This window comes from Chitinophaga filiformis (genome assembly GCF_900102545.1).
GTDB lineage: Bacteria > Bacteroidota > Bacteroidia > Chitinophagales > Chitinophagaceae > Chitinophaga > Chitinophaga filiformis.
This window is the reverse complement of the sequence record NZ_FNBN01000018.1, coordinates 1-13453: the sequence shown is the minus strand read 5'-3', so window position 1 is coordinate 13453 and position 13453 is coordinate 1. Positions and strand designations below refer to the sequence as shown.

General features: G+C 47.4%; 10 protein-coding genes. 8 read left to right on the top strand and 2 right to left on the bottom strand.

What is annotated here, in order from left to right:
• Nucleotides 1–826: 826 nt before the first annotated feature.
• The 5 genes from thrA (at nucleotide 827) to rpe (ending at nucleotide 7570) form a co-directional block, all read left to right on the top strand.
• On the top strand, nucleotides 827–3274 hold the full coding sequence (gene thrA / locus BLR32_RS33650; protein WP_089839119.1) for a bifunctional aspartate kinase/homoserine dehydrogenase I: 2448 nt from the start codon (nucleotides 827–829) through the stop codon (nucleotides 3272–3274).
• A gap of 40 nt (nucleotides 3275–3314) precedes the next feature.
• A complete protein-coding gene (locus tag BLR32_RS33645) occupies nucleotides 3315–4250 on the top strand; it encodes a homoserine kinase (protein WP_089839117.1) in 936 nt (311 codons plus the stop codon).
• Nucleotides 4251–4256: 6 nt separating this feature from the next.
• A complete protein-coding gene (gene thrC, locus BLR32_RS33640) occupies nucleotides 4257–5570 on the top strand; it encodes a threonine synthase (RefSeq protein ID WP_089839114.1) in 1314 nt (437 codons plus the stop codon).
• Nucleotides 5571–5861: 291 nt separating this feature from the next.
• Entirely contained in the window at nucleotides 5862–6875 is a 1014-nt protein-coding gene (locus tag BLR32_RS33635; protein ID WP_089839112.1) for a tetratricopeptide repeat protein, read from the top strand.
• A 35-nt stretch (nucleotides 6876–6910) separates the two neighbouring features.
• Entirely contained in the window at nucleotides 6911–7570 is a 660-nt protein-coding gene (rpe, locus tag BLR32_RS33630; protein WP_089839122.1) for a ribulose-phosphate 3-epimerase, read from the top strand.
• 90 nt (nucleotides 7571–7660) lie between these two features.
• Here rpe and BLR32_RS33625 read toward each other — a convergent pair whose 3' ends face one another.
• Together BLR32_RS33625 and BLR32_RS33620 are read right to left on the bottom strand one after the other, a co-directional pair.
• On the bottom strand, nucleotides 7661–8041 hold the full coding sequence (locus BLR32_RS33625) for a response regulator (RefSeq protein WP_176842524.1): 381 nt from the start codon (nucleotides 8039–8041) through the stop codon (nucleotides 7661–7663).
• Nucleotides 8042–8064: 23 nt separating this feature from the next.
• Nucleotides 8065–10281 carry a sensor histidine kinase gene (locus BLR32_RS33620; protein WP_089839108.1) on the bottom strand — a complete coding sequence of 739 codons (2217 nt, stop codon included), beginning with the start codon at nucleotides 10279–10281 and terminating at the stop codon, nucleotides 8065–8067.
• A gap of 633 nt (nucleotides 10282–10914) precedes the next feature.
• Between BLR32_RS33620 and BLR32_RS33615 the strand changes: the two genes are divergently transcribed.
• The 3 genes from BLR32_RS33615 (at nucleotide 10915) to BLR32_RS33605 (ending at nucleotide 13327) form a co-directional block, all read left to right on the top strand.
• Nucleotides 10915–11877: a PhoH family protein gene (locus BLR32_RS33615; RefSeq protein WP_089839106.1), complete on the top strand. Its 963-nt coding sequence runs from the start codon at nucleotides 10915–10917 to the stop codon at nucleotides 11875–11877.
• Nucleotides 11878–12092: 215 nt separating this feature from the next.
• Nucleotides 12093–12560 carry a DUF4878 domain-containing protein gene (locus BLR32_RS33610; RefSeq protein WP_089839103.1) on the top strand — a complete coding sequence of 156 codons (468 nt, stop codon included), beginning with the start codon at nucleotides 12093–12095 and terminating at the stop codon, nucleotides 12558–12560.
• Between the two features lie 221 nt (nucleotides 12561–12781).
• On the top strand, nucleotides 12782–13327 hold the full coding sequence (locus tag BLR32_RS33605; RefSeq protein ID WP_089839101.1) for an inorganic diphosphatase: 546 nt from the start codon (nucleotides 12782–12784) through the stop codon (nucleotides 13325–13327).
• The last annotated feature ends 126 nt before the right edge of the window (nucleotides 13328–13453 follow it).

The following is a 13453-nucleotide window of genomic DNA, read 5'->3' as shown; positions in this document are numbered from 1 at the left end:
TCAACGCCAGGGCCAAAATGGTTACCACCGGAACAATACAGGATCATCCCCTGCATTAGACCCCGTTAGGGGTCGCCGTGTTTGTAGCCCGGGGTGATAACCCCGGGAACGGCGCGGGGTGATAACCCCGGGGAACAGGTTATAGGTCCACCTCAAAGAACACATCATCATTCGCACAATAGCCCCCGTCAAGTAGGCTGTATTATAGCTCCAAATGACACCTCCTGAGTTATACCCCCTGGTGGCGGACCCTGGAATTATCGCAGGAACGCGCAAGTAGCAAGCGGTTTCAGATGGGAATGTCGGGCCTTCGGCTCTCCGGCAACACGACCGATGCTGTTCAATCTATATCCAGCCCCCTATTCGCTTGACAACGCCAAATAGCCGGGCTACTTAGCGATTCTCACGGTATCTATTCGCTTAAGATCCAGTACAGATTCGGTGGAGGCTGTATCCCCTGCAACCTCCCCACACCCCTTCCTCATTGAAAATCAATAAACTTGTCCTGCCCCGCTCGATATGAGCAATTTTTCACAATTTTCCCCACTAAAATTTAAATAATTTCAAAACTTTGACAATTCATTTGTTAATCCGAAAGTAATTCCAGACTTTTGTTAGCGAAAAGTAAATTCATAATAGTGCTACCAATAGTTACATACCTCACTTCTGCATCTCGCACCATCTCCGGCGCGGGCATCAGCACTATTACAATTACATCTATTACAACCCCGGTGCGGGGTTAATATTCACATATCATCCAACGACCATCTAAGGTGGTACACCCGGTAAAGGGGACAGGACATTTTACGTATCAACATCTTCAGACATGCAAGTATTAAAATTCGGCGGAACTTCCATGGGAAGCGCCCAATCCATAGAACAGGTTTGTAATATCATACAACACAAAAAGCCTAACGGGCGTTTTTCCATTGTTGCCTCTGCCATGAGTGGCATTACCGATAAGCTGATCCAGTGTGGAACACTTGCCGGACAAGGACAGGAACAATATAAGGACGTATTACAGGAGATTGAAAACAAACACCTGGATACCATCCGCACCTTATTTCCCATTACCGTACAGAGTGGCATCATCAGCCAGGTGAAGAAACGTTTAAACACCCTTGAAACCCTCTGCGACGGGATCTTCCAGGTGGGTGAATTAAGCGCCCGGTCGCTGGATAAAATCATGAGCTTCGGAGAACTTGTTTCCTCCTACCTCCTCGCCGAAAAGCTGAAAGCAAACGGCCTGAATGCAGCATGGAAAGATAGCCGTGAACTGATTGTTACTGATAATAATTTTGGCAACGCTGCAGTCAATTTCCTGGCCACTAACCACCAGACTACACAATACTACCAGCAACAGAGCGCTGACTTCGTAGTGTTACCCGGTTTCGTTGCTGCTACTGCCGATGGTGAAACCACTACCCTTGGCCGCGGTGGTTCTGATTATACTGCTGCTATCGTTGCCGCTGCCCTGCATGCAGAAGTGCTGGATATCTGGACTGACGTAAGCGGTATGATGACTGCAGATCCCCGTATGGTATCACAGGCTATTCCTATCCCGCATATCTCTTATGAGGAAGCAATGGAGCTGTCGCACTTCGGCGCCAAAGTGATCTACCCTCCTACCATACAGCCGGTAATGGACAAACGTATTCCTATCTGGATCAAAAATACCTTTGCGCCGGATGATTATGGTACCCTGATCCATTCACAGGATGGCAATGGCCGTACCTATCCCGTAACCGGTATCAGCGGCATCCAGAAGATAGCCCTGCTTACCCTCGAAGGCAGCGGCATGGTGGGTATCCCCGGTTTCTCCAAGAGACTGTTCGAAGCATTACTGAGTGAACGTGTGAATGTGATCCTCATCACCCAGAGCTCTTCAGAACACTCTATCACTGTAGGTATCCATGAAGCAGATATGCTGAAAGCTAAAACAGCGGTAGACAGCGAATTCTCCCAGGAGATACTGGAAAAACGCATAGAACCACTCATCGTGGAAAGAGATATGAGCATCGTAGCTGTTGTAGGCGATAAGATGAAGAACCATCATGGCACCAGTGGTAAACTCTTTGCTGCACTGGGTCGTAATGGTGTGAACGTTCGCGCTATTGCACAGGGTTCTACCGAAAAGAACATCTCTGCCGTGATCAACAAAGCCGATGTAAAAAAAGCACTGAACGTGATACACGAAGCCTTCTTCGAAGAACCACTGAAGCAGGTGAACGTGTTCATCGCAGGCGTAGGTAATGTAGGCGGCAAACTGCTCGAACAACTGGACCAGCAACATAAATTCCTGATGAACGAACTCGGTCTGCATGTACGTGTAGCGGGTATCGCGAACAGTAAAAAAATGGCGTTTGGTCATGAAGCGATCAACCTCCCGGACTGGAAGAATATACTGGAAGCTGGTGAAGCATCCGACATGGTCGCTTTTGCACAAAAGATAAAAGCACTCAACCTTCGCAACAGTGTATTTGTTGATAATACAGCCAGCCCGGAAGTTGCTGCTACCTACGGAGAATTCCTCCAGCACGGTATTTCCGTGGTGACCTGTAACAAGATCGCCTGCTCTTCAGACTATGCTTATTATAAGAGCCTGAAAGACCTGGCGCGCAAATACAATGCTTCCTTCCTGTTTGAAACCAATGTAGGCGCTGGTCTGCCGGTGATCAACACCCTGAATGACCTGATCCGCAGCGGCGATAAAGTGAACAGTATTGAAGCCGTGTTGAGTGGTAGTCTCAACTTTGTGTTCAACAATTTCGTGAATGGCGCAAGCTTCCGTGAGGTAGTGAAAGCGGCACAGGACGAAGGTTATACAGAACCAGATCCACGTATCGACCTCAGTGGTGTGGACGTAATGCGTAAGATCCTGATCCTGGCACGTGAAAGCGGTGCGAAGATGGAACTGAATGATATCACCAACCATTCTTTCCTCCCGGTTGAAGCACTGGAAGCACCTTCTGTGGATGCTTTCTATGAGCAACTGGACGTACACGCAGGTCACTTTCTGGCACTGCGTGAAAAGGCAGATGCAGAAGGCAAACGCCTGAAGTTCGTAGCCCGCTATGAAAATGGAAAGGCTTCTGTAGGCTTACAGTCTATCGCGCCGGATCATCCATTCTTCAAGCTGGAAGGCAAAGACAATATCGTACTCTATACCACCAACCGCTATGCGGAACAACCACTGATCGTAAAAGGCGCCGGTGCGGGGGCAGATGTAACGGCTTCCGGTATATTTGCTGATATCATCAGATCAGCCAGATAAACCGTATATCAGTAATAGATACATAAAATTTTGATTCCTCATGGGAAATGACTGTATAAAAGTATTCGCCCCCGCTACTGTTGCCAATGTAGCCTGCGGCTTTGACGTGATCGGACTGGCCATGGATGCTCCCGGCGATGAAATGATCATGCGGAAGAGTGATAAACCCGGCGTTACCATTACGGCTGTACATGGCGCATCTCTTTCCACCGATCCTGCCCAGAACGTATGCGGCGTTGCTATCCAGGCATTGCTGCAAAAGTATGGACAACCCGATGCCGGAATAGAACTGGAACTCTTCAAGAATATCCCTCCCGGCAGCGGTATCGGATCTTCTGCCGCCAGTTCAGCTGGCGCTGTAGTAGGCGCCAATCATCTGCTGGGCAATCCTTTCACACCCAAACAGCTGGTACGCTTCGCGATGGAAGGCGAAAGACTGGCCAGCGGCGCAGCGCACGCAGACAACGTCGCTCCTGCTATACTGGGAGGCTTCACACTGGTAAGGAGTTACAAACCCCTGGACATTACCGGCCTGCATACGCCGTCAGAACTGTGGGTAACCGTTATACATCCGCAGATAGAAGTGAAAACTTCCGATGCCCGTGAGATCCTGAAACAAAAAGTGCTGATGACCGACGCCATCCGCCAGTGGGGTAACGTAGGCGCACTCGTTGCAGGGCTTTACCAGGAAAATTATGACCTGATCAGCCGCTCTCTCGAAGACGCTATCGTAGAGCCGGTACGTGCTATACTCATTCCTGCTTTCTTCGAACTGAAAGTAAAATGTAAGGAAGCCGGTGCATTGGGTGGAGGTATCTCCGGTTCCGGTCCGTCTGTCTTCATGCTGAGCAGAGGCGAGGAAAATGCGCGCAAGGTAGCTGCGATGATGGATACGGTCTACGCTCCCCTGGGCGTGGATTACAAGATCCATGTATCGAAAATAAATACGGAAGGTGTGAAAATTACAAAAGTGTAAAATCTAATGAAATATTTCAGTCTACAGAATAAACAACACATTGTCTCTTTCGAGGATGCAGTAGTACAGGGCCTTGCGCCGGATAAGGGTTTATATTTCCCCGAGCGCATTCCTGCTTTTGAAAAGGATTTTATCGATAACATCGAAAAACAAAATGACCTTGATATAGCCTACACTGCCATCCGGCCTTTCGTAGGCGATGAGATACCGGAAGCTACCCTGCGGCAGATCATTGCAGATACCCTGAGCTTTCCTTTTCCCGTACAAAAGGTGGCAGGTAACATCTACGCACTGGAACTGTTTCATGGTCCTACCCTCGCCTTCAAAGACGTAGGCGCCCGCTTCATGGCCGGCTGCCTCGGTTACTTCAGAAGGAATGATACCCGCCCGGTAACTGTGCTCGTTGCTACCTCCGGCGATACCGGCGGTGCAGTAGCCCACGGTTTCTACAATGTACCCGGCGTACGTGTGGTGATCCTCTACCCTTCCGGTAAGGTAAGCACCCTGCAGGAGAAACAGCTCACCACCCTGAATGGTAATATTACTGCGCTTGAAATAGCCGGCACCTTTGATGATTGCCAGCGTATGGTGAAAACTGCCTTCCTGGATGCTGAACTACAGGCCCATTGCCTGCTCACCAGCGCCAACTCCATCAACGTAGCCCGCTGGCTGCCACAGATGTTCTATTACCTGCTGGCATGGAAACAGCTGAAAACAAGCTATCCGAATGTTGTTTTCTCTGTACCCAGCGGTAACTTTGGTAACATCTGCGCCGGTATGATGGCCGCAGCCATGGGATTACCCGTTAAACATTTTGTGGCCAGCACCAACGTCAATGATACGGTTCCAAGGTTCATGCAAACAGGCCAGTATACTCCCGGACAAGCAACGCCAACGCTATCCAACGCAATGGATGTAGCCGATCCGAGCAACTTCGTTCGTATACTGGAACTCTTCGCCAATAGCCTGCCAGCACTGAAAGAAAAGCTGACCTCCATCTCTTTTGATGATAACGCCACCGTTGCCACAATGGAACAGGTATGGAAGGAATACCAGTACATGCTGGACCCTCATGGTGCAGTAGGTTATCTCGGCCTGCAGCAATACCTGCAGCAAACAGGTGCAAACACAGACAACAATACAGCTGGTGTCTTCCTCGAAACAGCACACCCGGTGAAATTTGCCGATACCGCTCCCGCATCCCTGCAGGACAAGATCGTCACTCCGGAAAAAGTACAATCCCTGTATGCACTCGAGAAAAAAGCCGTACAGCTGCCAAACGATTATAAAGCCCTGAAAGATTGGCTCACCGCCAATTGATCCGGCATGCAACCACAAAAAGGCTGATCCTCGCGATCAGCTTTTTTTGTGGTTGCACCTTTTACTGTCTTCCAGCCATTTACTCAACCCCCTGTGCCGATCTGCAATATTCCGCAATAGACTATTCCAGTCCCTTCCATTCCCGCTTAATCCACTATCCTGCAACTAGTTTCTCTAGTCCACCGAAGTCTTGCAATCTACCATTCAGCAATTATCTCCTCCGTCCACCAATATCTCCCAATCAATGATCGCTAACGTCAAAAGGTCGGGCATTTTTTATATTATTGTCTTATGAAATACCTGTTCCTTTTATCATTATCCATTCCCTTTTTCTTTTCCTGCCAGTCTGGCAAGTCGGAAGAGCAAACCTCCCATAACGATGCCGATTCATCCCTGTACGCGCCTTTGGTGCTCCCCTTAACAGACTCCATCGCGCAGTTTCCAAACAATGAGGGTCTCTATTTCCGACGGGCGCTGCTCCTCTTTAATACCGACCCCTTACTGGCACAAAAGGATTTTGAAAAGGCGGCCCAGCTCAAGCCAGACGTTACCGATTTCTGGGCTGGTGCAGGTGAAGCGGCATTGGTACTGAAGGACTATCCCCGTTCTATTGCCCACTTTAAAAAGGCCTTACAGACCGCCCCCGGATATCCTTACCTGCAATACCAGCTGGCCACGGCTATGATAGAGAACAAGCAGTATAAGTCGGCAGATAGCGTGGCATCTATCCTCGGACAATCAGAAGGCACACACGATAAGGCCTTTTACCTGAAAGCCCGTATTGCTGAAGACAACAAGGACACTACACTGGCCATCAGCCACCTGACCACCGCCATCGATAAAGCAGGTTTACAGAGCGATTACGGCGCGGTAATGGAACTGGGCGACTTACTACACATCAGACATTCTCCAGCCGCTATAAAGTACTATAAACTGGCAGCCCGTTTGGATTCTGTAAATTCAGAACCGCTGGTCTCACTGGCACAGTACTATGAAGAGACCGGCAACTATACAGAAGCGATCGCTACGTACAACAACAGCATCACCACCGACCCTGACGATGACAGGGCCTACCTCGCTTTAGGCAGGATCAACATCAAAAAGAAGAACTGGAAAGAGGCATATCGTTATTTCGACCTGGCTGCCAAAGCTTCTCCGGACAATGCAGAAGCCTACTATTACCGTGCACAGTGTCTTGAAAATATGGGGCGTAAGGAAGACGCTATTGATGACTATGTGAAGGCGCTCACTTTTAAGAAAGATTATCCGGAAGCAAAAGCTGCTTTGGACAAACTCAAGAAATAACAGTTATATTCGTACACAACTTTAAACGCGTGGCTTTGGAAAATAGAAACACATTTGTCGCACCGTCTCTCCTGGCGTCCAATTTCCTGGAATTGGGCAAAGAAGTAGAAATGTTAAACCGCAGTGAAGCAGACTGGTTGCACCTCGACGTAATGGATGGCAGATTCGTACCGAATATCAGCTTTGGATTACCCGTTATATCACACATCAGAAAGGCTACTAAAAAGACCTGTGATGTGCATCTCATGATAGAAGAACCGGAAAAATATGCTGAGGATTTTAAAAAGGCCGGCGCAGATATCCTGACGGTTCACTATGAAGCCTGTACGCACCTGCACAGGAACATTCAGCAGATCAAAGGACTGGGCATGAAAGCCGGCGTGGCATTGAATCCGCATACACCGGTACATCTCCTTGAAAACATCATCAACGATATCGACCTTATACTGATCATGAGTGTGAACCCCGGCTTCGGCGGTCAGCACTTCATTCCTAAAAGTCTTGAAAAGATCCGTCAGACAAGGGAGATGATCACCCACTATAAAGCCCATGCCCTCATTGAAGTAGATGGTGGCATCAGCGTCGAAAACGCAGGCGCTATCCTCGATGCAGGCGCTAACGTGCTTGTTGCCGGTAGTTCCGTCTTCGCTTCAAAAGATCCTGAAGCGACTATCAGTGCTTTAAGGAAGGCTTAAAAAAATCCGTGTTCCAACACATACTGCAATAAAACACGGGAGGGTTATACCATTGGTACAACCCTCCCGCTAAAAATATAAGGCTGGCACTCAGCTCGCCTGCAACTTTGTAATGATCTCGCTTGACAAAGGCTTAGTCAGATACCCTTTCACAAAAGAGTAATTATCCACCTTCTTCCGGTCCTTGTCATCAATAGATGACGTCAGCACAAAAATACCAATCTGCTTTGCAAGATCTTTGTAAAAGCCGGCATAATCATTCAGGAAATCCCATCCATCCATGACTGGCATATTTAGATCCAGCAAGATCAGATCTGGCAATTGCTCCGGTTCGAAAGAGTATTGGCGTAAATAATCCAACACATCCTGCGCATCCGAAAAGGCCCGCACATTCTCGCCTATCCCCTGTCGTTTGATCATTATGTTCGCGATCTGCTGATGTATCGGATCATCATCTACGATAAAAATCATGTTGTGCGATTGCATACAGGGATTTATTCTGTTTTAAAGGTAATAATAAATTTCGTACCCTGACCCGGTGTACTCTCCGCCCGGATACTTCCTCCCATTGCCTCTACCTGTGTTTTGGTAATGAACAGGCCGATCCCTTTCGCATCTTTATTTTTGTGAAACGTTTTCCGGAAGCCAAACAGCTTGTGCCCAAAGCGCTCCATATCGATCCCCAGCCCATTGTCTTCCGCGGTAAGAATGGTATAACCATTTTCCTGCCAACTCGTTAAATGCAGACGGGGCCGGCGTTCCTGTGTACGGTAACGGATGGCGTTGGTAATAAGGTTCTGCAGGATGCTGTCCAGGTACAGGCGGGGAAACTCCAGCACAGGCGCATGTTCAAAGTTAGTGGTCAGCAGGATACCACTCTTTTCTATATCCGCAAATAACACATCCTTCACATACTGCAGCCGTTCCGAAAAGGCTAGCTGCTCGCAATCCATATCCACGTTCTTACGGATCTGTACAACATCTACCAGGTCGTTCAGCGTCTCATCTATTTTGAATATTACTTCCTGCAGTAAGGAAAGATACTGTTCTTTTTCCTGCGGTAACCGCGAATCATTATGCATCTGCATGAGCGCTTTCAGGTTAGCGATGGGCGCACGCAGATTATGTGAAGTGATATGTGCAAAGTCTTCCAGCTGCTGATTCTGGTTCACGAGGCTCTTATTCAGCCTATTCAGTTGCTTATTGGCCCGGAAAAGGTCTTTCTGCATGTTACGGCTATCCGTAATATCGCGGATAAAGACGGAAACAGTGCCATCCCTCATTGGAGTAATCAGGAACTCATACCATTTATAGCGGCGGGGAAAATAGCTGCTGAAAGAAGCAGAAGTGGTACCTGCCAAGGCTGCAGAGAAACGGGTCCTAAAAGGTGTGGCATATCCAAGTTCAGGCATGATCTCGAAGATCTTCTCTCCCGGGATGATCTTTCTGCCAGCCATCTCTTCCGCTTTACGGTTGGCGAACGACAGGGTACCGTCTTTCTCCATAGTGGCATATCCCATGTCCACCGCATCAAAGAAGAGATGCAGCTGCTCAGTATTACGCTGCAACTGGTTGCGCATCTGTTGTTCCAGTTTCCGATCGGTAATATCATTCACCAGCACAGCAACGATCTGTTGCTTATCCACGGGATCCTTCAGGGGGAACAGTGTAAGGTCCAGCCATACTTCGCGGCTCTGCGCCGTCCAGCGACTGTCCTTTGAGAAGTCCAGTTGTTTTTCCACGCGGATCACTTTATTCCCCACCATCACGTCCTTGAAGAGTTTATCAAGACCGTACAGGCGGGCAAAAGGATCACTCATAATGTTAAAAGGCGCCTCAGTCTCTTCATATTCGTACTGGAAGAACTCACGCTGGGCATGGTTAATACGGCGGATAAAGCCGAAGTGGTCGAACTGAATATAGCCGATAGGCAGATGCTCTATGATCAGGTCCAGCAGGCGGGCGCTTTTCTCCAGTCGTCTGAAGGATAGTTGCTTTTCCGTGATGTCTTTCATCACCAGCTGTAAACTCGTAATAAGGCCCTGTTCATCAGTCACCGCAAACACGGTGGCTTCGTAGTACGAAGGCAGTATACGGACCACGCCGTTAGTCTCCAGTTCACGGTACCCGAGCAGAATTTCTTTCCTGGCGGATAATCTGGTAGACAGTACCTCCTCAAACAATTCGCAGAGACCAGTTTCCTGGAAGGCAGGCTCCTCAAACAGATTATACCCGGGCCGTGACATGGCAGGGTCTATGGCTTCCCATATTTCCTGTTGCAGCTCATTGGCGCAACAGTGGATACCTTCAGGAGTGAACTGCTGTAACCCGCAGGGTAAGGAGCGTAGAAGAGATTGACTATCCGCCAGGGGGCGCCGGCTACCCATATCGGTGCCTGTCAACAGGAAGTGTTCCCCTGTATAAGTTAGCCGCCATTGTACCCACTGATGGGTATGGCAATACATATCTACACAGGCATTCCTGCCCATTGTATGCAGATGACAAAGCATAGGCCAGTATACACCAGTGTGCTTTCCTATCACATCATTAAAATGCAGACTACTTACATTTCCTGCCGGATGAAATTCCCCCTCCGGTACCTGCAGCCATCCCGCTGCTCCCTGGTTGACATATAACAGGTTACCGTGCAGATCCAGTAACAGCGCCGGTATAGCTCTCGTTAGCGCGTTACCCATTGTGGCATTCATCATAAATCCCGAACGATAATCCCTTTAAAAATACTCAATATATGATTAAAAACATTTATTCTTCATAACTATCTGACAGGACGACAGTCATTTATATTATTTAAGCACTTAATTTTGCGTTTTTCCACAATGTGGATTTCGCTTTTTCAGCAAGTGTCAAAGGATAAATATCTTTGGGTAGCAGTAACACGGCACAAATACACAGCGATGAAAGTACCCATTGTCATGGGATCAGAAAGTGACAAACCTGAATGCAGGCATCACTCATTTTTACAGTTCCGTTGGTATTGAAGGTGAAATGGTGACAGCATCTGCGCACCGTAACTCCTGACAAAGTAAGAGAGCTGTGTATCACAGCACAACAAAAGGCTTTGGCGTGGTTATTGCCGCTGCTGATACAGCTGCTCTTCCCTGTGGTTGCTGCTTATACCTCTCTGCCAGTTTTAGTAGTATAAAGGTTGTCTGGCGATGTTGATGCACGTATCCTGGCGCTGAGCAATCCTGCAGTAGCAGAAAAGTGAAAGCATTCAAAAAACAAGGTTATAAACTATAGGTTTCCTAATATAAAGTGTTTAAGGTATATTGCTTTAGACACCTTATACACAGACACCTCAAACGCTCTAAATAAAATATCACTTGACAGAATCAATTATTAGCTTAGATAGTATTAACCCTATCGAGTTCTTCGGAGTTAACAATGGAAAACTTGATCTGCTGAAGAAAAAATTTCCACTGTTAAAGATCCTCTCCCGCGGTACCCAGCTCAAACTATCCGGCGCTCCGGAAGAAGTAGCTACCGCACAGGAAAAAATAGGACAGATCATTTCCTACCTCGAACGTAACGGCAACCTCAGTGAGAATTATTTCGAACAGATCCTGGGCGACGAGGAAAGAGTCGACAATTTCAAAGACCGTAATTCCAATGAAATACTGGTATTCGGTCCTAATGGACGCAATGTAAAGGCCAGAACAGCCAACCAGAAAAGAATGGTGGAAATGGCCGACAAAAACGACATCATCTTCGCCATAGGCCCTGCCGGTACCGGTAAGACCTACACAGCTGTAGCACTCGCCGTAAGAGCGCTTAAAAACAAGGCAGTCAGGAAGATCATTCTGACACGTCCGGCTGTGGAAGCAGGTGAAAACCTGGGTTTCCTGCCCGGCGACCTAAAGGAAAAGATCGACCCTTACCTGCGTCCGCTGTACGACGCCCTGGATGATATGATTCCCGCTGATAAGCTCAGCTACTTCATGACCAACCGCGTTATTGAGATCGCTCCGCTGGCGTATATGCGCGGACGTACACTCGACAATGCATTTATCATCCTGGATGAGGCACAGAACGCAACAGATCTTCAGCTGAAGATGTTCCTGACACGTATCGGCTCTTCAGCGAAAGCTATTATTACCGGGGACCTTACACAGATCGACCTGCCTAAAAATCAGAAATCAGGATTGGAAAAAGCGACCCGTATTCTCCGGAATATAGACGGCATCGGCTACCTGCAGCTGGATGAAGAGGATGTGGTAAGACACAGACTGGTAAAAGCCATCATACGCGCCTATGATTCAGCAAAGGAAAAGGAAGAACGTCAATAATTAACAATTCTTTAACAGTGTTTTGAGTATGTTCACGCCTTAAAACGTAAACTGTTAAAAGTATTCCTTGCCTATACCGGTTTACAAACAGGGAAACCAACAATTTTCAAAAACAGGTCTGAATCTTTAAAATTACAAGCCGCAGCCCTAGCTGCTTTTTGTAATTTTCGACTTTCCACCTATTTTTGTTAACTGTATTATAATAGAACATTTGCATGACCAGTTATCTGCGTATCCTCACCTTGGCATTATTATTCGGTACTGTACTTAGCAGTTGCAAAAAGCGCGCTTCCCCACAGGAAGTAGCACTGAATTTCATGCATGCGATACAGGAATCGAACTTCGACCTGGCAAGGGATTACGCTACCAAGGAGTCACAGCAGGTAATACAGCTTTACTCCTTTTTCGATGCCCGTCGTAACGACTCAGAAAGGGATAAGATCAAAAAAGCCGGTATTAAGGTAATTGAGACAGAAGAAAACGGGGACAAAGCAACGGTAACAGTACTGAACTCTTCCTCTCAGCAAAAGGAAAGACTGCAACTGGTAAAAGAAAATGGCCGATGGAAAATATCTCTCACATTCGAAAGTATTATTCCAAACTATCTGCCGCCACCAAGCGCACCATTGGATTCTACCAATATGCAGCCTCAGGATACTACGTCTCCACTTCCTATTAAATAAGATATTACGATTACTCTTATCTGTATAATTTTGTATCTATTACGAAATTACAGTTGAGTTCCTTATTTTTGCGGCGCGCCAGCAGCATTTTATTCTAAATTCCACATTGCATACGGTAAATTAATTGCCAGGGTCCCGAAAAACGACTTTGCGCCGTTATGCCTTTGCGATGCAGAATAGATGCAGGGCACCAAAATTCTAATAAACGAAAAAACAAGTTGATGATGACGACGAACAATCCCTGGCATAGTGTCAGCACAGGATCAGAAGCGCCTAAAATAGTGAATGCTATTATTGAAATTCCTAAAGGCTGTCGCGCCAAATACGAGCTGGATAAAGAAAGTGGCCTGCTCAAGCTCGACAGGGTACTGTATTCTTCTGTATACTACCCGGCTAACTACGGTTTTATTCCAAAAACCTACTGTGATGATCATGACCCGCTGGATATCCTCATCCTCTCCCAGGTAGACGTTGTTCCTATGTGTATTATGGAAGCTAAAGTGATCGGTGTAATGCAGATGATCGACAACGGCGAGGCAGATGATAAAATCATCGCTGTAGCTGCCAACGATATGAGCGTTGCCCACATCAACGATATCACAGAACTGCCTCCTCACTTCACTGCAGAGATCCGTCACTTCTTCGAAGAGTATAAGAGACTGGAGCACAAGACTGTAAAGGTTTCTGAGTTCCAGAACAAAGCAGTGGCTGAACGTATCATCCTGGAAAGCATCGAGTTCTACAACAAAACGTTCGGCGACAAATAATTAAAAAGACCGGTAGCATTACCCGCTAACTGTCTTTAAAAAGAAACATCCCATAGCTACAGTACCTTCGGTGACTATTGCTATGGGATTTGTTTTTTACAGAAAAACCTAAACGCAAAACGATAT